Source organism: Streptomyces sp. JJ38, assembly GCF_019303475.1.
Taxonomy (GTDB): Bacteria; Actinomycetota; Actinomycetes; order Streptomycetales; family Streptomycetaceae; genus Streptomyces.
In genome coordinates this window covers 70500-90545 of record NZ_JABLSI010000017.1, presented here as the reverse complement: position 1 = coordinate 90545, position 20046 = coordinate 70500, and the positions used below count along the sequence as shown (strand labels likewise).

At 72.6% G+C, this 20046-nt stretch carries 7 protein-coding genes and 3 pseudogenes (1 of these 10 cut by a window edge); 5 read left to right on the top strand and 5 right to left on the bottom strand.

The window, feature by feature from the left end; genetic code table 11:
• Positions 1–30 precede the first annotated feature (30 nt).
• Positions 31–228 (top strand): annotated as a pseudogene (locus HPT28_RS11650) (transposase); the annotation flags it as partial.
• Here HPT28_RS11650 and HPT28_RS11645 read toward each other — a convergent pair.
• A pseudogene (locus HPT28_RS11645) lies at positions 193–549 on the bottom strand (class I SAM-dependent methyltransferase); the annotation flags it as partial. The pseudogenes HPT28_RS11650 and HPT28_RS11645 sit on opposite strands and share 36 nt — an antisense overlap.
• Before the next feature lie 111 nt (positions 550–660).
• Here HPT28_RS11645 and HPT28_RS26800 point away from each other — a divergent pair.
• On the top strand, positions 661–1014 hold the full coding sequence (locus HPT28_RS26800) for a barstar family protein (RefSeq protein ID WP_257578451.1): 354 nt from the start codon (positions 661–663) through the stop codon (positions 1012–1014).
• A 42-nt stretch (positions 1015–1056) separates the two neighbouring features.
• Here the strand turns inward: HPT28_RS26800 and HPT28_RS11635 are convergent, their stop codons facing one another.
• Together HPT28_RS11635 and HPT28_RS11630 are read right to left on the bottom strand one after the other, a co-directional pair.
• Positions 1057–1503 carry a DUF4265 domain-containing protein gene (locus HPT28_RS11635; protein ID WP_219090995.1) on the bottom strand — a complete coding sequence of 149 codons (447 nt, stop codon included), beginning with the start codon at positions 1501–1503 and terminating at the stop codon, positions 1057–1059.
• A 73-nt stretch (positions 1504–1576) separates the two neighbouring features.
• Complete coding sequence (locus HPT28_RS11630; protein WP_219090956.1) at positions 1577–2689, bottom strand: hypothetical protein; 1113 nt, start codon at positions 2687–2689, stop codon at positions 1577–1579.
• 268 nt (positions 2690–2957) lie between these two features.
• Between HPT28_RS11630 and HPT28_RS11625 the strand changes: the two are divergent.
• A pseudogene (locus HPT28_RS11625) lies at positions 2958–3509 on the top strand (helix-turn-helix transcriptional regulator); the annotation flags it as partial.
• Between the two features lie 176 nt (positions 3510–3685).
• Here HPT28_RS11625 and HPT28_RS11620 read toward each other — a convergent pair.
• The gene (locus HPT28_RS11620; protein WP_308119175.1) at positions 3686–5257 is read right to left on the bottom strand and encodes a hypothetical protein; all 1572 of its coding nucleotides are present in this window, start codon (positions 5255–5257) and stop codon (positions 3686–3688) included.
• Positions 5258–5533: 276 nt separating this feature from the next.
• The gene (locus HPT28_RS26795; RefSeq protein ID WP_257578450.1) at positions 5534–5707 is read right to left on the bottom strand and encodes a hypothetical protein; all 174 of its coding nucleotides are present in this window, start codon (positions 5705–5707) and stop codon (positions 5534–5536) included.
• Positions 5708–6522: 815 nt separating this feature from the next.
• Here HPT28_RS26795 and fabD point away from each other — a divergent pair.
• Both fabD and HPT28_RS11605 read left to right on the top strand, forming a co-directional pair.
• Positions 6523–9825, top strand: coding sequence for an ACP S-malonyltransferase (gene fabD, locus HPT28_RS11610; RefSeq protein WP_219090953.1), 3303 nt, complete (start codon positions 6523–6525; stop codon positions 9823–9825).
• Positions 9822–20046, top strand: partial view of an SDR family NAD(P)-dependent oxidoreductase gene (locus tag HPT28_RS11605; RefSeq protein WP_219090952.1) — the 5' portion only. It continues 9401 nt past the right edge of the window; the window shows 10225 of its 19626 coding nt (coding positions 1–10225); its start codon is at positions 9822–9824; its stop codon lies off the right edge, out of view. The genes fabD and HPT28_RS11605 overlap by 4 nt, the downstream gene beginning before the upstream one ends.

Sequence of the window (20046 nt, the reverse complement as noted above, 5' to 3'; positions counted from 1 at the left end):
GTGCGGACTGACCTAGTGCCGCATCAGACAACGTTCGCTAACTCCTCATGGCTGAACCGGATCGAGGCCCAGTTCACCGCCCTGCGCTACTTCACCCTCGACGGCACCGACCACGCCAGCCACAAGGAGCAGAGCAGCATGATCCGCCGCTACATCATCTGGCGGAACAAGCACGCCGCCCAGGACGAGCGCCTACGCGAAGTCGTGAACAGGGCGAACGTCGCCTGAGGCAGCCGCATTCCGACGGAACAACGCGGTCCACAGGAAGGTCACGCCGAACAATGCTGACTCGGGAGGCTCCTCCCGCATGCGGCGCAGTTGCACCTCCACCAGGTCGGAGAAGATCCAGCGCAGTGATTCGGGCGTGTAGGCGAGGCCACCCTGCAGATCGCGCTGGCGGTAGAGGTCCGCGTCGGCGAGATCCGACCCCATGCCCTGCTCGCCGGCGGCGAAGCAGGTGAGCGCGAGATGGCCGCCGGGGGCCAGGACGCGGTCGAGAAGGGCCAGGTAGCTGACCCGGCGGTGGGGCGGCAGGTGGTGGAAGCACCCTCCACCCTCTTCTGGCGCCGACGGCTTCTCACTCAAGCCGTGCTGCGGCTTGAAGAGCTCGGTTTCCGCGTCGTCCGCCTCGCAGCAGGCGAGTGGATCACGGAACAGGACATGCACCGCGCGATTGCCGCCGCCCTGCACTTCCCCGACTACTACGGACACAATCTGGACGCACTCAACGACTGCCTCGGCGACGTGGCCTCCTACGGAGGGTACGACGACTCACCCGAAGGGACCGGACTCGTTCTGTCCTTCACCGACTACGACCGCTTCACCGCTGTATGTCCCAGAACAGCCCAGATCGTCCTGGACATCATCGCCGACCAGGCCCGCCACGCGGCCGTACTCCAACGACGCTTCTTCAGCCTGGTCCACAGCAACGACGCCAACATCAAGTTCGAACCTGTCGGTGCCATGCCCGTCATGTGGAACAGCGACGAGTGGGCGGACAATAATCGCGGCTGAGCGCATGGGATCCGAGGGGGACGATCGCCGCCAACGTGACGGTCAAGCAGTGGCTGTGGCTCGCCAAGCTGTGGTGACGCACCCTTCTTCCCAGTGCCACCATCCCTCAGCCTCGCCGTGCTCCAAGAGCTTCCGAATCTGTGGCAGGTCCGCATCGGGCGGGACATCGAGAGCCACCATCCTGAACTGCTCGATCCCCTCGCCGGTGGTCCCGAGGCGATGAAAGGTCTCCAGCACGGACTGACGGGCGGCAGCTGAACCACTGTCCTTCAGAACGATCAACCTGATCGTGCAGTGCTCCGCGGCCTCGACCGTCTCACCGGCCCAACGAACGCCTTCATTGTCAATGTCCACGCGGATGATGTCGTCGCTGGCGACTCCGCGGACGAACCAGGGCGTGTTGTCCAACCGCACCGTTCCATCGCCAAGGTCCACGGCCCACAGGCTCTCCACGCTTGCCGGCGGCCAGCCGTCCTCGTCCACTTCCATCCGGAAGTGGACCTTCACATGGTCGTCGCTGATGCTCGTCGCCACACCATCATCCACACCGCACCAGCCGCGATCAGCCGGCGAATGACCGCCAAGGAAGATCCAGCTCGCCGAGGGGCGTCAGCGCGCTGCGATGGACGGCGCTGATCCAGACGGAGACCTCGTCATTGCCGCGGTCGTGGATGTGGGCGACCAAGCCAGGGGCCACCAAGAAGTTCATGGGGCTGACGGGTGAAAGGAACGGCTTCAGTGGAACCGGGCGGAGCATGCTCCTCAACTCGGTGACGAGGCTTCGCGGCATACGGTCGATCGTGGCCCAGTAGGGCGCACTCATCGCTGCCTCGTGAAGGGAGAACTGGAGCAGGAATCCGCTCAGCGACTCGCGCTCGGCGCGGGGCTGCGACCGCCTGTCCACGGTGAGCCAAACAGCCGGATCGCTCTCCGCCGAGTCGGGCGACCAGAGGACCGACCAGTGGAAGCCCCCTTGATTCTCGACGCCGATGAACGTGTGCTCTCCATCGGAACCGGCGGACCGCTCTGGTTGAGGCAGGATCCTGTTCTGGCATCCCAAGATCGCAGGGCGTTCGCAGGCCAGTCGGTAGAACTCGGCCAGCGCGCGCGGGACAGGAACGGACACCTCGCTCGCGGGCCGAGGCGCTTCAGTAGCGGGATACCAGCCCGTGACGAAGAGTTCCAAGGCCTTTACCCGGTCAGCGTTCACGTACTGCAGCCAGTCCAAACCGGGGAGGACGGGCGGCTCACTCCGCGGACGCACTCTCTCCAGTACCTCACTGCTCAACGGAGGCTCGATCCACAGTTCACACTGAACAAGCTCATCCTCGGTCCACTCGCATCCCCCAGGCTGCACGACACCCACATAGACACAGCCGCCGTCGAGGCGGACGAACAGATGGATGGGGAGCTCGTGCTCAGGCGTCGCCGGGGTGAACGGCATCGGCCCCGTGAGTCGCGGCACAATCGCGGCAGGGGCCGGCCCGTGAAGACGGAATTCCCTCTCGTCCCACACGCCGCTGACAGCCAGCTCATCCTGGGCATCGCAGACGATCACGGTTGCTGCAGCTCCAAGGGCGACCCGCGCACCACCAGCCGTGTACAGCCGGACATCCACACCCGCCAGAGCGAGCGCCGTACCTTCATCGACCATGTCCAAGCGCATCAACGGCATCAGGGGAGTGTATCCGGGAAGCGATCACAGCCCGCGCGGGAAGCGATCTTCACGAGACGCTCCCCCTGCTGGTCAGCCCCACTCGTGAACACCCCACAGTCGACTGTTCTTGAGTTCGCTCAGGAAGAGTTCACGAGATCCCGTCCGATCTGATTGATCGGACGGGATCTCGGCGTTTCCGGGGCTTGTTCGAGGTGTTGTCCGAACGGGTTCGGTGCCGGGAGCGGTTGCCTGGCGGTCGTTGGCCTGACGTTTCGGGGTGGTCCGGGTGCGTGGGGCCTTCTGGGACGGTCGACGGGCGTGCGTGATCTCCGTGTGTGGTGCTGAGGTCTCAGGTGGTCGTGCGGATCTCCGGACGGTCGACCCGGTCGGCCTGGTGACCGTACGCGAACAGGGCTATCTGCTCGCCGAGCGACCCGGCGCGGACCGCACCTACCGGCTGTCCCGCATGCTGGCCGCCGAGGAACTCGACGAACCCGTGCAGCGACCGGACAAGGACACCGTCGACCTGGACCGGCCCTGGCAGGAACGCAACACGCGGCTCCGGGCCGGCGGCAACACGGCCGCCGTCCTGGTGCGGCTGGACCCAGTGCGGCGCGAACACCTGGTGGGGACCGCCCTGGCCGTGTGCGCCGAGGAAGCCGACGCGGATGGTTGGCTGCGACTGAACGTGATCTTCCAGGATGCGCGACACGCCGAGTGGGCCCTGTGGCAGTACGCCACCGGCGCGGAAGTCCTGACCCCGCAGTGGCTGCGCACCTCTCTGCGCGATCGCGCTGCCGAGGTCGTGGCCCGCTACGGATCTGCCCAGCACAAGTGAAGCATCTGAGCTGTCCGGGGCCCATGCAGCCCGGAGTCCTGGCCGAACCCGGAACGGTTCACCGGAGCCCGACTCCACGGCGGGGCAGGCGGTGATGACGACGGGGAACGATCACCCCGGTGCCCACCGCCGGGACTTCTGGTGGGACTGACTCTGCCCGCGGAAAGGCGCTCGCTCTACAGCAGTGCGCCCAGGGGGAGGGCGCGCTCGGTGAGTCCGCCGCGGAGCCGTCCGTCGGCCGTCTCGGCCTGTGCGAGCCAGTCCGCGGTGACGAGGAGATCGGCGTGCTCGGTGACCTGCTCCGGCGTCAGGGCACAGAAGGCGGCCACCTGGTCCAGGGAGAGCCCTTCGTCCTCGGGGCGGCCGAGGTGTCCGTCAGGGCCGGTGTGGGCGGCGGTGTACAGGGCCAGGAGCCGGGCGGCGGCGGGGAGCTTCTTCTTGCGGATCTTCCGGTCGCCCACGGTCTTCTGGGCCCAGCCGGAGATGCGGGAGCGGGTGGTCTTGCCGAGAGTGAGCGGCCGGGGCCCGTCGGGGAGCAGTGAGGGGATGGTGAGGGCGGTGGGGTCCTCCGGCCGGGAGGCCAGGATCTCCGGCACGGTCGTGGGCAGGTGCAGCCAGCCGGTCTCGGCCAGTTGTTCCAGGACGCGCTCGGCGTCGTCCCGCAGCCAGCCGGTGAGGTCCTGCCCGGTGACGTTCGCGGTGCCGCGGCGGGCGGCGCGCAGGGTGAGCATGAGCACCGCCAGGTGGGCCTCGGGCTCGGCGAGCGGGGCCTCGGTGCGCACGTGGTCCAGCACGGCACGGGCGTGGTCCGGCTGTTGGCCCGTCAGGAGCCGGGCTACCGGGGGTTCCCCGTTCGTACCGCCGAGGGGCACGCCGGTGCGGTGGGCGTTCATCTCGCGGGTGGTCTGCGCGGCCTTCTCGGCGCGCTCGGCCTCCTCGCGCAGGCAGGCGTCCCCGGTCACCTCGGCCCACAGGGCGAACGCGCGGGCCTTGCGGTCGTGGAGTTCGGCGAGGAGGGCGAGGTCGGGTTCGGGGCGCCGCTGGTAGGCGCGGAACGCGTCGCCCAGCTCGATGAGTTCCCGTCGCAGGGTGTCCGGCTGGAGGTCGTGCGGCACGACGCGCTGTGCGATCTTCCCCGCTGGCTTCGCCCGCCGGGGACTTCGAGCCGGTGACGCGGTGCGGGCGTGGGGCACGGAACCCGCGCCGGGCGTCGGCGGGACCGGTGCGGGTACGGCGCACCCCTGGTCGGAGAACGCCGCCGTCCTGCCGTCGGGGGACTGTGGCCCGGCGAACGGGGTCCTCGGGGCGTGGGCGGCGGTGTCCGGCGGGGCGGCGGTGTCCAGCACGCGGCAGTCGGGCGTGGCGGCGGCGCAGCGCGCGCACGTCTCCGCGATCCGCCACAGCCGTCCGGCGCGGTCGGCGTACACCGTGAGCACCACCGGGCCCCCGCACCGCGGCGCTCCCGCGCCTGAGCGGGGTTCGCCGTGCCGGCCGGTGCCGGGGTCGGGGGCGTGCCACGCGCAGTCGGCGGCGCGGCAGGCACAGGACGCCTCTCCGCGAGGCCCGCCGCCTTCACCGACACGGGCCAGATGCAGGTTGACGTGGCCGACCGCGGCCTTGCGGCCCGCTGCGGTGCCCTCGGGGAAGCGCTGGTCGGGGCAGGCCGGGCGGGAGCAGGAGAGTTTCACCGCGCCGGCGGACGGGCGTCCGCAGGGGTCCAGGCGCACCGTCCACACCCGTCCCGCCACGCGCTCTCCCCGCGCGCGCTCCGTGTCGGCTCCCACCGCCATCGTCCACTCCCAAGCCTCGTCTGACCGTCTCTCCCAGGGGCGTTCCCCACCATGAGGGTTACCCGCCGACCAGCCCTTGGAGAACGAACCGCCGGGGACAAGGTGACGGCATCGGCGGGATCAGGTCAGGGGGTCTGTCGCCGAATCGGGGCGAGCGGGTAGCGCAGGGTGCGGGCGTGCCGGGCGATGGTCGCGGAGTCGGCCGTGGGGGAGAGCGCGGCGACGGCCGCGCGGTCAGGGGGTGGCGGCCGTCAGGATCGACGCGACCGCCCGCCGGTCCACCTGCTGCTCGGAGTAGTCCTCGGCGAAGCGTGTGCAGGCCTCCGCGCTGCCGTCGGCGAGGAGTTCGCAGAGGAAGTCGGCGCCGTCCCCTCGTCGTCGGCGAACTCGGCCCGTCCGCACTGCCATGCGGCGCTGTCCGTCTCCCGCCACGGGGTCGCCGCACACTCGTGGTCGAAGCCGCAGAGGACCACCCCGGCCGGATCGAACGCGAGGCGTGCGGGGCGCCGGAACCGTTCTCCACCCGTGCCAGGTCGACCCCCTCGCGCCAGTCGGGCCCGTGGATGTGGGCGGGGACGTGGTCGTTGAGGACGGCGCCGAGGCGTGTGAACACGCGGCAGCGTCCGGCCAGCGTCGCGGGGCCGGGCAGGAGGGCCAGCAGTTCGTGGACGTTCACGGGCGCATTCCGCAGCGGCTGGCTGACAGCGGTCGGCGGCGGCGCCGGGCCGGTTTCGCGGCCGTTCGAAGATCGGAATTGTGACGGTTACCGGAAAGTAGGTTTGAGTGCGTCGCTGACCAGGCGCGATGAAGTTACCAATTGGTATTCCCCAGTGGGTGTGAAGGCTTGGTCCGTCGTTCTCCAACTGCCCTTGAGGGTGACGCGAGTTGTTCTGTAGGATCGCGCCCAGTCAAGGCCGGTTACCGGTCAACTTGACGGCCATGGAGTGAGGGGGAGCTTCAGTCGTGCCCGGCGTCAGTGGGTGAAGACGTCCGGTGCTGATTTCTTATGTACCTGCGCGGCAGGTAGTCCTGAGTCTTCCGGATCGGTGAGTCGCCCCTGCGTGGCGGCGCCTCGAGCTGACGTGCGTGCCCGGATGTGGAATCCCGGGTGTTCCGGAGATGAGGACGTGCGGGTCCGCGGTCACGGGTGGACCGCGGAGTGCTGCTCAGGGTGGTCCATGTGGCCAAACGGGGGAATTTCTTTGTCCATGCCCTTAGTTTTCATGTTTTCCGGCCAGGGCTCCCAGTACTACGGGATGGCGCGGGAGTTGTACCGCTCCGACGCGGATTTCGCGCGCTCGATGCGATCCCTGGACGCGGTGTTCGCGGATGCGGGACTGCCCGGTGTGCTGGCCGAGACATACCGGGAGGACCGGGGCCCGGCGCACCCGTTCGAGCGGTTACGGCACACGCACCCCGCGATTCTGATGGTGGAGATCTCCCTGGTGGAGACCCTCCGTGCCCGAGGGGTGCGACCCGACCTGGTGCTGGGGGCCAGTCTGGGGGAGTTCGCCGCCGCGGTGGCCGCGGGCGTCCTGGACGTCCGGGACCTCGCGTACTCCATCGCCGAGCAGGTCAGGCTGGTGGATCGGCACTGCCCGCCGGGCGGCATGATCGCCGTGCTGGACGACGTGCGGAAATACCGGACGGGTGACGGGGAAGGGCGGCTGGACGACCGCCTGTGCGACGGCCTCGAACTGGCCGCGGTCAACTTCGACCAGCACTTCGTGCTGACCGGCGAGCCGGACCGGGTCGCCCGCCTGGAGGGCCGGCTGAGGGCGGACGGCGTGCTGTGCCAGCGTCTGCCGGTCACCTACGCCTTCCACTCCCGGCTGATGGACGTGGCAGCCGAGCCCTACCGCCGGGCCCTGTCCGGGCTGCGGGTACGCCGCCCGGACGTGCCCTTCGTCTCGTGCGCGACGGGCTCCGCGTTGCGCGACATCGGCCTCGACCACTTCTGGCACATGGTCAGACGGCCGATCGACTTCCGGGGGGCGGTCCGGTTCCTGGAGAACCGGCACGGTCCTCTCCGCTACCTCGACCTCGGTCCCTCCGCGACCATGGCGAATTTCGCCTCGCGGAACTTCCCGCCCGGCTCCCGCTCGCAGAGCACCGCACTGGTCGACCCCTTCGGGCGCGACGGGCAGAGCCTGGCGCGTCTGGCGGAGGTGGCCGGGAGCCGTCGTCCGCCAACCGGAGAACCGGCACAACGTGGAGAGCGCATGAAGGCAATCATCTTCCCCGGCCAGGGTTCGCAGTCCCGCGGAATGGGCCGTGGCCTGTTCGACCGGTTTCCGGAACTGGTCGCCGACGCCGACGAGATACTCGGCTATTCGATAGCCGAGCTGTGCGGCGACGACCCGGGACGCAGGCTGGACTCGACGGAATTCACCCAGCCCGCCCTGTACACCGTCTCGGCGCTTTCCTATCTGGACCGGGTGCGGGGCGGATGGCACGGGGCGAGTTTCCTCGCCGGGCACAGCCTCGGCGAGTACACGGCCCTCTTCGCGGCGGGCGCCTTCGACTTCCAGACCGGTCTGCGGGTGGTGAAGGAACGCGGCCGGCTGATGGCCAGGGTCCGCGACGGCGGAATGGCGGCGATCATCGGCCTGAGTGAGGAGAAGGTCGGCGCCGTCCTGCGCGAGGCCGGGCTGTCCGAGATCGACATCGCCAACTACAACACCCCCGACCAGCTCATCGTCTCCGGGCCGAAGGACGTCGTGCACGGGGCGCGGGACGCGTTCACCGGCGCCGGTGCGAAGAGCTACATCCCGCTGCGGGTGAGTGGTGCCTTCCACTCGCGCTACATGGAGGCGGCACGGGAGGAGTTCGAGCGGTTCCTCGCCAAGATCACGTTCAACGCGCTGTCTGTGCCCGTCATCGCGAACGTCACGGGCCGGGAGCACGAGCAGGACGGTCTGCACCGCGCCCTGGCCGAGCAGCTCGTCCGGCCGGTCCGCTGGGAACAGGGCATCCGGCATCTCATGGCGCGGGGCGTCACGGAGTTCGACGAGGTCGGCCCCGGGACCGTGCTCACCAAGCTGGTCAGCGGGATTCGGCAGACGCCGGCCGCGGAGTCGCGCCCCGGGCCGGTCGTGTCCGTCCCCGCCGCCACGCCCGCCGAGCCGGCGCCGCGTGACCAGGGGCCCGGCCGCGCGGCCGCCCGCGCGGCCCGGAGTGCGCAGTCGCTGGGCAGCGCCGCTTTCCGGGCCGCCTACGGCACGCGGTACGCCTACGTCTGCGGTTCCATGTACCGGGGGATCGCCTCCGAGGAGCTGGTCATCCGCGCGGCCCGGGCAGGGCTGCTCGCGTTCTTCGGCAGCGGCGGCCTGGACCGGCAGCGGGTCGCCTCGGCGATCGACCGCATCACCGCCGAGCTGCCCCCCGGGGCCCCTTTCGGGGTGAACCTGGTCCACAACCCGACCTTTCCCTCCGTCGAGGACAGCACCGTCCGACTGCTCCTGGAGCGGCGCATCCGCACGCTGGAGGCCTCGGCCTTCATGAAGGTCACCCGCGCGCTCGTGCACTACCGGCTCAGCGGGCTGACGAAGGGGCCGGACGGCGAGGTCCGGATCGCCAACCGCGTCCTCGCCAAGGTCTCCCGCCCGGAGGTGGCCGAGAGCTTCCTGAGCCCGCCGCCGGAGCGGCTCGTCGGCCTGCTGGAACAGGAGGGGCTCGTCACCGCCGAGCAGGCGGCGCTGGCCGCGCGGGTCCCCATGGCGGACGACCTGTGCGTGGAGGCGGACTCGGGCGGCCACACGGACCGGGGCAACCTCATGGTGCTGCTCCCGGGCATGACGCGGCTGCGCGACCGGCTGGCCGGAGAGTTCGGCTACTCGACCCGGGTGAGGGTCGGGGCGGCGGGCGGCATCGGGACGCCGGAGGCGGCCGCGGCCGCGTTCCTCCTCGGCGCCGACTTCGTCCTCACCGGCTCGATCAACCAGTGCACGGTCGAGGCGGACATGAGCGACCTGGCCAAGGACATGCTCCAGCAGATCAACGTGCAGGACACCGACTACGCCCCCGCCGGGGACATGTTCGAACTCGGCGCGGAGGTGCAGGTCCTCAAGCGTGGGGTGTTCTTCCCGGCCAGGGCCCGCAAACTCCGGGACCTGTACCGGCGACACGAGTCGCTGGAGGAGATCGACGCCGAGACGCGGGCGCTGATCGAACAGCGGTACTTCCGCAGGTCCCTGGCCGACGTGTGGCAGGAGACCAGGGACTACTTCGCCCAGCGCGACCCGCAGGAAATCGAGAAGGCCGAGCGCAATCCGAAACACCGGATGGCCCTGGTGTTCCGGTGGTACTTCGGCCACAGCCAGCGGGTCGCCATGCAGGGCTTGGCGGACAGCCGGGTGGACTTCCAGGTGCACTGCGGTCCCGCGCTGGGCGCCTTCAACCAGTGGGTCAGGGGCACCCGGCTGGAGAGCTGGCGCGAGCGCCACGTCGACGAGATCGGGATTCGGCTGATGGAAGCGGCTGCCCGGCAGCTGGACACGGCCATCGAGGGGGAGGCCCGCAAGTGACCGCGGCAGACCGGACGCGCCGACAGGGCGCGCAGGGAGGCGACGAGCGCGTGGCGGTCGTCGGGATCGGTTGCAGATTCCCGGGGGCGCCGGACCACCGGGCGTTCTGGGGCAACCTGGAGGCTGGCGTCTGCTCCGTCGGCGAGATCACCCCCGACCGCTGGGACGTCGGGCGGTACTACTCTCCCGACATCTCCGTCCCGGGCACCGCCGTCAGTAAGTGGTGCGGCCTGCTGGACCGGCCCTACGCGTTCGACCACACGTTCTTCCGCGTCTCCCCGAACGACGCGGCGATCATGGACCCGCAGCAGCGGCTGCTGCTGGAGGAGACCTGGCACTGCGTCGAGGACGCCGGCGTTCCCATGGCCGAACTGAGCCGGGCCCGCACCTCGGTGTACGTCGGCGTGATGGCCCGGGACCACCTTCAGGAGGCCGCCAAGGACGGTGCCCCGGTGGAGAGCCACTCGGGACTCGGCGGCTACGACTGCCTGCTGGCGAACCGCCTCTCCCACTTCTTCGGCTTCCGTGGCGCCAGCATGTCCGTCGACGCCGCCTGCGCCTCGTCCCTCGTGGCCCTGCACACCGGGGCCCAGGCGCTGCACACCGGGGACGCCGACTACGTACTGGCCGGCGGCGTCAGCCTCAACCTCCACCCGTGGAAGTACGTCTCGTTCTCCAAGGCCCGCATGCTCAGCCCCGAGGGCCTGTGCAAGACGTTCTCCCGGGACGCGAACGGATACGTGCCGGGGGACGGCGTCGCGATGGTGCTGCTGCGCCGTCTGGAGGACGCCGTCCGCGACGGGAACCACATCTACGGCGTGCTGGCGGGCAGCGCGGTCAACCACGTCGGCGGCGGTGCGACGATCACGGCCCCCAGCGTCGAGTCCCAGCGCGAGGTCGTCTCGGCCGCGCTGGACCGCGCCGGGTGGGACCCGCGGACGGTCACCTACGTCGAGGCGCACGGCACCGGGACGTCGCTGGGCGACCCGATCGAGGTGGACGCACTGCGCGGGGTGTTCTCCGCCGCCTCGCAGGACGTGGGCTGGTGCGGGCTCGGGTCCGTCAAGCCGAACATCGGCCACCTGGAGGCCGCCGCGGGCGTCGCCGGGCTGGTCAAGGTCCTGATGATGATGCGCGCGCGGACGGTCCCGCCCAGCATCAACATCCGCGAACCCAACCCGCTGATCCGGTTCGAGGGGAGCCCGTTCCAGGTGGCGCGGGCGCGTGCCGAGTGGCGTCCGCACCGGGACGGTGAGCCGCTCCGCGCCGGGGTCAGCTCGTTCGGCATGGGCGGGGTGAACGCGCACGTCGTCGTCGAGGAGTACCGGGAGGGCCTTCGGGCAGCCGCCGGTTCCGGGGAGACGTCGCCGTCCGGCCGGGGGCGCCGCTCTGCCACGGTGCGTCACCCCTTCCTGCTCTCGGCGCGCAGCCCTCGGGCCCTGGAGCGCCTGCTCGACCGCTGGCGCCAGCACCGGCCGGAGGACGGGTGGACGGCGGAACCGGCCGCCGACATCTGCCGGACGCTGGCGGTCGGCCGGGAGCACCTGCCGTACCGGTTCGGCGGCCTGGTCTCCGGCACCGAGGACGTCACCGCGCTGCTGAACTCGTCCCGGCCAGCCCCCGAGGCCATCGCGGACGGCCCGTGGCGGCTGTCCGTGGGGCGGCTCGCCGTGCCGGCGCGTCGGCGGCTCGGCGCGTTGCTGGCTTCCCCCCTCTACGCGGACGCCGTGACCGGTCTGCGGAAGGAGTCCCGTGCTGCCGCGGCGGCCCTGCGCGAGCTGCGCAAGGGCGGCGACGGCCCGCGGAACGCGTTCCTGTTCACCTATCTGACCGTGCGCGCGCTGCTGGACGCGGGCTTCGCCCCGGAGTCGGTCACCGCCCACGGTGCCGGCGTCTGGCCCGCGCTCGCGGCGATCGGCGCCCTTGACGTCCCGGCCGCCGCCCGCCTCGCCGCCGGTGAGGAGCCGGTGGAGGCGGCAGCTCTCCGCGCCCCGGGCATTCCGTTCGCCGAGCCGGTCACCGGCCGTGTCCTGCACCCCTACCGCCTGGACGCCGACTACCTGTCCGCCCTGCGGGCCGGGCTGCGCATCAAAGCCGAGGAGTCCGCGCGGACGCACGACCAGGCCGCCCGGCTCGCGGACGTCCAGCACACCTTCCGGGGCCACATCCACGAATGGGACCGGCTGTTGGCCGAGCGCGGCGGCAACGGGCCGCGGCTGCCCCTGGACGGTGACGCCTGGCACCGGACGTCGGCGGAGCCGGCCGGCCCGGCCGCCACCCTGCGCGTCCTGGCCGCCCAGAACGCGCTCGACCTGCTCCACCGGAAGTGGGGCATCGGCCGTGAGCGAGAGGTCGGCGACACCGCGGTGCACGAGCTGCTGGACCTGCTGCTGCACGGCGTCCTGACCCGACAGGACACCATCGCCCTCGTTCTCGGGGACGACACGGAACGCGTCGCGGTGGCCGGGCGGGCCCGTCGGCGCACGGGGCGGCTTCCGGCCGAGGGCGGCAGCCCGCTGCTGCGGTCCCGCACCGACGCGCCCGCCGGCCTGGAGGAGCTGAACGCCTGGGCCGGGGTGGCCGGTCGGGACAGCGCGGCGCGCGGCCCGGAGGGGGCGGCCGTCCTCGCGGTCGGAGAGGCGGGCGCCGACGTCCCCAACGTCGCCGTCGACGGGCCGGAGGCGTTCGGCGACGCGCTCGCCCGTCCGCTGCTGGACCTGTGGCTGCGGGGCGTCCCCGTCCACTGGCGGCGTACCGGTACGGGGGCACCCGGCCGGCTGCTGTCCCTGCCGACGACGGAGTTCGTCCGCAGCGAGCACCGCCTGAAGCGGGACACCGTCGTGGCACCCGCGCCGCCGCCCGCCACGGACGCGGCGGACCCGGGGACAGACCCCGAACCCGGTACTCGGGCACGGCTGCGGGAGCTGAGCCGCCGTCTGGTCCCCGCGCCGCTGCCCCCGGGCGAGCACCCCAGGGCGGGCCAGCTGCTCCTGGTGGTGCCCGAACGGCTCCACGACGAGCTGCGGGACGTCGTCCGGCGCGCGTTGCCGGACCACACGACGCGCTGGGTCCGGCTGGGCGAGTCCTGCGAACGGGACGACGCCGGAACCTGGACGGTGCGCCCGACGGTGGAGGAGGACTGGCGGCGCGCCCTCACCGCCCTCCGGGCCGAAGGCGAACCGCCCCGCCGGATCATCCACCTGCTCGCCCCGCGCGCCGACGCCCCGGTCGAGGAACGGCTCGCCGAGACGGTGTACAGCGCGTTCCTGCTGGCGAAGGGCACCGCCTCGCTCGGCGTGGAGGGGCGTGCCGAGATCGTCTGTCTGGCCCCCGTCGCCGAGGACGGCGAAGCCCGCGTGCCCGGCGCCTCCGGGACGGCCGGCTCCGAGACGGCGGCCGTCGCCGGGCTCGCCCGCAGCCTGCGCCGGGAGACCTCCCGGGTGCTGCTTCGCGCGGTCACCGTGCCCGGCCGACCGGGCGACGCGGCGGTCTGGCGGTGCGCCGTGGGGGAGTTCGGCCCCGGCAGCACGGGCGAGGCCGTCCACCACCTCGGCGGAGCCCGTCTGGTGGAGACGTACGGGGAGGCGGAGCCGGAGTGGCCGCACGCGCCGGAGGCGGCGCACGCGGCCGGGGCGGCGGGCGGCCCCGGCATCCGGCCCGGCGGTGTGTACGTCATCAGCGGTGGGGCCGGTGGGCTCGGTCGGCTGACGGCGGAGCACCTGCTGCGCACGCCCGGGGTACGGGTCGTGCTGATCGGCCGCTCGGAGCTGTCGGCGGAGCGGTCCGCCGCGCTGGCCCGGCTGCTCGGCGGGGAGGACCCGCGAGCCGTGTACCTGACCGCCGACCTTCGCGATCCCGGTCAGGCCGAGGCCGTGACGGCCGCGGTACGGGAGCGGTACGGGCGGATCGACGGCGTCCTCCACGCGGCCGGGCTGCTGCGGGACGGTCTGCTGAGCGGGAAGACTCTTGACGACGTCCGGGCGGTGCTGGCCCCGAAGGTCCTCGGCGCGCTCCATCTCGACCAGGCCACCCGCGACGACGCGCTGGACTTCTTCGCCGTGTTCTCCTCCGTGGTCGCCGTGTCCGGGAACGTCGGCCAGAGTGACTACGCCGCCGCGAACGCCTACCTCGACGCCTTCGTGGCCGAGCGGGAACGCCGCCGTGACCGGGGCTTGCGGTCCGGTCGGTCGATGGCCGTCGGCTGGCCGCTGTGGGAGGACGGCGGCATGCGCGTCGTCGACTCGGGCAGCAGCGTCTTCCGGCCGGATCGCGGGGTCTTCCCCCTGCCGACGCAGGAGGGGCTCGACGCGCTGGACCGGGTCCTCACCGGCCCGGCCGGTCACCGCGTCTTCGTCCACGCCACCGCGCACGGCGGAGCCTGGCTCCTCACGGGTGCCGGGCCGGATGCGCGGGAAGCGGACCAGCCCGAGCGGCAGACCGCGGCCTCCGGCGCCGCGGCGGAGGTCTCCGTCCGCAACGCGGTCGGCTATCTGACCCGGGTCTTCGCCGACCTGCTCGGAGTCGACGCGGGCGAGGTGGACCCGGAACTGGGCTTCGACGAGTACGGCATCGACTCGATCCGCATCAGCCAGTTCAACTCCCGCATCGAGGCCGACCTGGGGCCCGTACCGCAGACGCTGCTCTTCGAGTGCCGGACTCTGGCCCAGGCCGCGGAGCGGGTCGCCGACCACCGGGCCGAGGAACTGGCCGCCTGGTGCGCCGCGGAGTCCGGACGCGGCGCGCGGCCGGGACGGGGACCGGAGCCCGGTCCGGAGCAGGGGCCGGAGCCCGGTCCGGAGCAGGGGCGGGAACCGGGGGCCGCACCGTGGCCGACCGCCGCCGCGCCCGGCACGGAGGGGGACGCCATCGCCGTCATCGGCATGTCCGGCCGCTACCCGCTCGCCCCGGACCTCGACACCTTCTGGCGCCACCTGGCCGACGGCCGGGACTGCGTGACCGACCTCCCGCCCTCCCGGCGCGCCCGTTGGGCACTGCCCGACTCAGGCGACGCGGCGGCGGACAGCGGCATCTACTGCACCGCGGGCGGCTACCTCGACGACGTCGACCGGTTCGACCCGCTGTTCTTCAACATCTCCCCGCGTGAGGCGGAGGTGATGGACCCCCAGGAGCGGATCTTCCTGGAGGTGGCCTGGCAGGCCTTCGAGGATGCTGGCTACCCGCCGTACCGCCTGGGCGACCCCGACGATCCCGCACAGCGCCGGGTCGGGGTCTTCGCGGGCGTCACCACCCAGACCTACCTGCTGTGGGGGCCGGACCAGTGGCGTGCGGGAGAACCGGGCATCCCCACCTCCACTCAGTGGTCCGTCGCCAACCGGGTCTCCTACTGGCTCGACCTGCACGGCCCGAGCATGCCGGTCGACACCGCCTGCGCCTCCTCACTGCACGCGGTGCACCTGGCCTGCGAGAGCCTGAGGCGGGGCGAGTGCGAACTCGCCCTCGTCGGCGGCGTCAACCTCTATCTGCACCCGATCAAGCACCGCTGGCTCTGCCAGATGCGGATGCTCTCGCCCACCGGGCGGTCCCGTGCCTTCGGGGCGGACGCCGACGGGTTCGTCCCCGGCGAGGGCGCGGGCGCGCTGATACTCAAGCCCCTGCGGCAGGCCGTGGCGGACGGCGACCGCGTCCTCGGCCTGATCCGGGGCAGCTCGGTCAACCACGGGGGCCGCACCAGCGGATTCACCGTGCCGAACCCGCGCGCCCAGGCGGCACTCGTCCGCCGCGCGCTCCAGGACGCCGGGGTCGGCCCCGAGACGATCGGCTGCGTCGAGGCGCACGGCACGGGTACCGCCCTCGGCGACCCCATCGAAATCGCCGGGCTGACGCAGGCGTTCGACGGGGCTCCCGGCTCCGGCGCCGCGGCCGGGGACGGGTGTGCCCTCGGGTCGGTCAAGACCAACATCGGGCACCTGGAGTCGGCTGCCGGCATCGCGGGCCTGACCAAGGTGCTGTTGCAACTGCGCCACGGGACGCTCGTCCCCTCGCTGCACGCGGAGCGGGAGAACCCCCGGTTCGACCTCAGCACCACGCCCTTCCGGCTCCAGCGGACGTCGGCCCCCTGGGTCAGGAAGACCGGTCCGGACGGGCGGGAACTGCCCCGTCGGGCCGGGATCAGTTCCTTCGGTGCGGGAGGAGCCAACGCACACGTGATCGTCGAGGAGTACCAGGGGCCCCAGGCCCCGCGGGGCGCCCCGGACGGGGAGTCGCAGCTGATCGTCGTATCGGCCAAGGACCGCGAGCGGCTGCGGGAGCACTGCGCCAACCTGGCCGGGGAACTCGCCGACCGGCACGGGGAGCTGCGGCTCTCCGAGGTCGCCCACCACCTCCAGGTGCGGCGGCAGCCACTGCCCGAGCGTGTGGCGCTGCTGGCCACCGACCTGCCGGACCTCGCGCGACGGCTGGCCGCGGTGGCCGAGGGACGGCCGCCAGCCGACGGCTGCTGGACGACCGACCGCACCCCCGGAGCCCGCAGGGCGGCACAGGACGCGGTACCGGAGGCGGTGCGGTCGCGCGACCTCGCCCGGCTCGCGGCGAGTTGGGCGGCCGGTGCCGAGGTCCCCTGGGCCGAGCTCTACCCCGGTGGACCGTTGCGCCATGTCGACCTGCCCGCCTACCCGTTCGCCCACGAGCGCTACTGGCTGCCCCCGGAGCCGGAGCCGGAGCCGGAGCCGGAGCCGGAGCAGACGGGCCCGCAGGGGACGGGCCATCCGTTCGTCTCGGGTGTCGCCGAGGGCGGCTCCGGCACCTTCGTCGACTTCACCGGCGAGGAGTTCTTCCTCGCGGACCACCGGGTCGACGGTGTGCCGATCTTCCCCGCCGTGGGGTACCTGGAGCTGGTCAGGGAGGCGACCTTGCGCCTGGGCCGACCCGCCGTACGCCTGCGGAACAACGTCTGGGCCGACGCCATGACCGTGCCGGTCCCGCAGCGCTTCCACCTCGGGCTGGAGCCGGTGCCCGAGGGCTGGGCGTACGAGCTGTACAGCGTCGACGGTGAGGGCGTGCGCCACGTCCACGGGCGCGGCAAGGCCGACACCGCGGCGCCGGAGCCGAGCACGGAGCCGGATTCCGTCGACCTCGACGCGGTCCGGGCCCGCTGCGGCGAACGGGCGGACGCCGAGGAGTTCTACCCCCTCGTCCACGGGCTCGGGCTGCAACTCGGCGACGCCTACCAGGGCGTTCGCCGTCTGTGGTGGAGCGAGAGCGAGGCGCTGTCGGAGATCCGGCTCCCCGACGCCGCGCAGCGCGGTGCCGAGGGGCTCGTGCTGCACCCCTCGATGCTCGACTCCGCGCTCCAGGCGTCCCTGTGGCTCATCGAGCGGCGTGAGGGGCGCGGCAGACTGCACCTGCCCTTCACGATCGGCAGCGTCGACGTGGCGGCCGGTACCCCACGCCGCGGCTTCGCCCACGTCGCCATCCGCTCGTGGACCGAGGCGGGCAAGAAGGTCGAGGTCAGGCTGTGTGACGAGCAGGGCAGGGTGCTGCTGACGGTCCGTGACTTCTGGCTGCGGCCCTGGCGGACCGCCGGACCCAGCGGGCCGGGCACCGGGGACGGGCCGGGCGCCGCGCGTTCGGCGGGCACCTTCTTCCGCCCGGCCTGGACGCCGCGTCCGGTCGTGGCCGTCGCGCGGCCGGAAGGGGAGCGGAGCGCCGGGACCACGCTCGTCTTCGCACCGTCCCCCGAGGCGGGACGCTCGCTCGTCGCGGAGGCGGCGGCGCACGGCGCCTCGGGACCGTCCGTCGTCGTCACGCCCGGGGCCGGTTTCCGAGCCGTGGCCGACGGCGGTGGGGGGCACGCCGTCACCCTGCGCCCCTCCCGGGCGGAGGACTTCGGTGAGCTCGTGCGGGCCCTGGGCGACCTCGGGCTGTCGGGCGGCGCCGGTCTCGACGTCCTCTACGCCTGGCCGTCCGCGGACTTCGCCGACGGCGTCGCCGGTGTCCGAGCGCAGCTCGACGACGGCCTGCGGCCGCTGTTCCTCCTGGTGCGCGCCCTGCTGCGGTCCGGCGACCGCAGGCGCGTGTCCCTGGTGTGCGGCCACCCCGGCGGCGCCGGCCATGACGACACCGTGCAGCCCGGCTATGCCGCGCTGGGCGGCTTCCTGCGCACCCTGACCCGGGAGAGCAAGCGGTTCGCCACCTCGCTGGTCGAGCTGCCCGCGCCCGAGCTGGCGGCCCTCGCCGAGGGGCGGGGCGGTGCGGCGCGGACGCTGGTCGCCGAGCTGCGCGACCGTTCCCTCGCGAACGCCGAGGTCCGCCACCGGGACGGGCTGCGCACCGTCAGGACGTGGACGGCGGAGAGCGCGCCGCCACCCGGCTCGTCTGCCGCGCTCCGCGCCGGCGGTGTGTACCTGATCAGCGGCGGGGCGGGCGGCATCGGCGCGCTCGTGGCGCGTCGGCTGGCCGCCCGTCACGGTGCCCGTCTGGTCCTGGCCGGACGCTCGCCGCACGACGAGCGGATCGACCGGATCCTGGCCCGGATCGCCGGTGACGGCGGCGAGGCCCGGTACGTGCGGACGGACGTGTCCGGCGCGGACGGTGCGGCCGCCGCGGTCCGGACGGCCGAGGAGGCGTTCGGCGAGCTGCACGGCGTCTTCCACGCCGCGGGCGTGCTGCGCGACGACTTCCTCGTCAACCAGGACCTGGCGCGGATCGAGGAGGTGCTCGGGCCCAAGCTGCTCGGCGCCGTCCACCTGGACGCCGCCACCGCCGACCGGCGGCTGGACGCCTTCTGCCTGTTCTCCTCCGTCGCGGCGCCGCTGGGCAGCGCGGGACAGGCCGGGTACGCGTTCGCCAACGGGTTCCTGGACGCCTTCGCCGAGTGGCGCGAGGAGCGCTGCCGCCGGGGCACCCGCCACGGCCACACCACGTCGGTGAACTGGCCGCTGTGGCGGGACGGCGGCATGGGCGTCGACGCCGAGGTGCGGGCGTGGCTGAAGGCCGGCCTCGGGCTGTCGCCGCTGGAGACGGAGACGGCGCTGTCCGCACTGGACGCCGTGCTCGACGGACCGCCCGGACCGGTGCTGTTCGTGGGTGGAGACGGCGAGAAGGTGGCGGCCCAGCTCGGCACCACCGTCCCCGCGCAACCGGCCCGCCCGGAGGAGGAACAGGGCTCCACGCCGCCACCGGCCGGCGCCCCCGAGGAGGAAGTGGAGGAACCGGTGGACGATGTGGCGCCGCGACGGGAGACGGCACTGCGCTCGGTACTGGTCGAGGAAGTGGCGCAGATCGTGAAGCTCGACCCGTCCCGGGTCGACCCGGGAGGCCAGATCGGCGACTACGGCTTCGACTCCCTCTCCTTCAGCCGCCTGGCCAACCGGCTCAACGATCTTCTCGGGGTCGACATCACCCCGGCCACGTTCTTCGAGTACACGACGGTCGACGAGCTGGTTGGGCACTTCCTGGACGCGTTCGCGGACGAGGTCGCCGCCCGTCTCTCGCCGGGCCCGCAGGAGCGCGCCGAGCCCCGCCGTGCCGTGCCCGCCGAGGCAGCACGGCCAGAGCGGGCAGCGCAGGCGGAGCAGGCGGTGCGGAGCGTGCGGGCCGCAGCCCACGCGGACTCCACGTCTCCGCGGGTGGTGGCCACGGTCCGGGAGGCGGAACCGGCGGACGCCGTCGCGGAAGCCGACGCGGCGGCGGGGCCAGCGGGCCGCGACCCCATCGCCGTCGTCGGCATGCACGCCGAGATGCCCGGCTGCCGCGACCTCGACGCGTACTGGCGGCACATCGAGAACGGCGACGACCTGATCACCGAGGTGCCGGCCGACCGCTGGGACTGGCGCGAGTTCTACGACCCCACAGGGCAGCGGAAGAACGCGACCGTCAGCAAGTGGGGTGGATTCCTCCACGACGTCGACACCTTCGACGCCCGTTTCTTCGGCATCTCCCCGCGCGAAGCGCAGCTCATGGACCCGCAGCAGCGGCTGTTCCTCCAGACGGCCTACCGGGCCGTGGAGGAGGCGGGCTACCGCCCGTCGGACCTCTCGGCCCACCGCACCGGGCTGTTCGTCGGCGTGGCCACGCACGAGTACTACGACCTGCTGCGGGACGCCGGGGTGCCGACCGAGGCGTACACCACCACGGGGCTGTTCCACGCCATCACGGCCAACCGCGTCTCCTACCTCATGAACCTGCGGGGCCCCAGCTTCCCCATCGACACGGCGTGCTCCAGCTCCCTGGTCGCCCTGCGGACCGCGGTCGAGTCCCTGC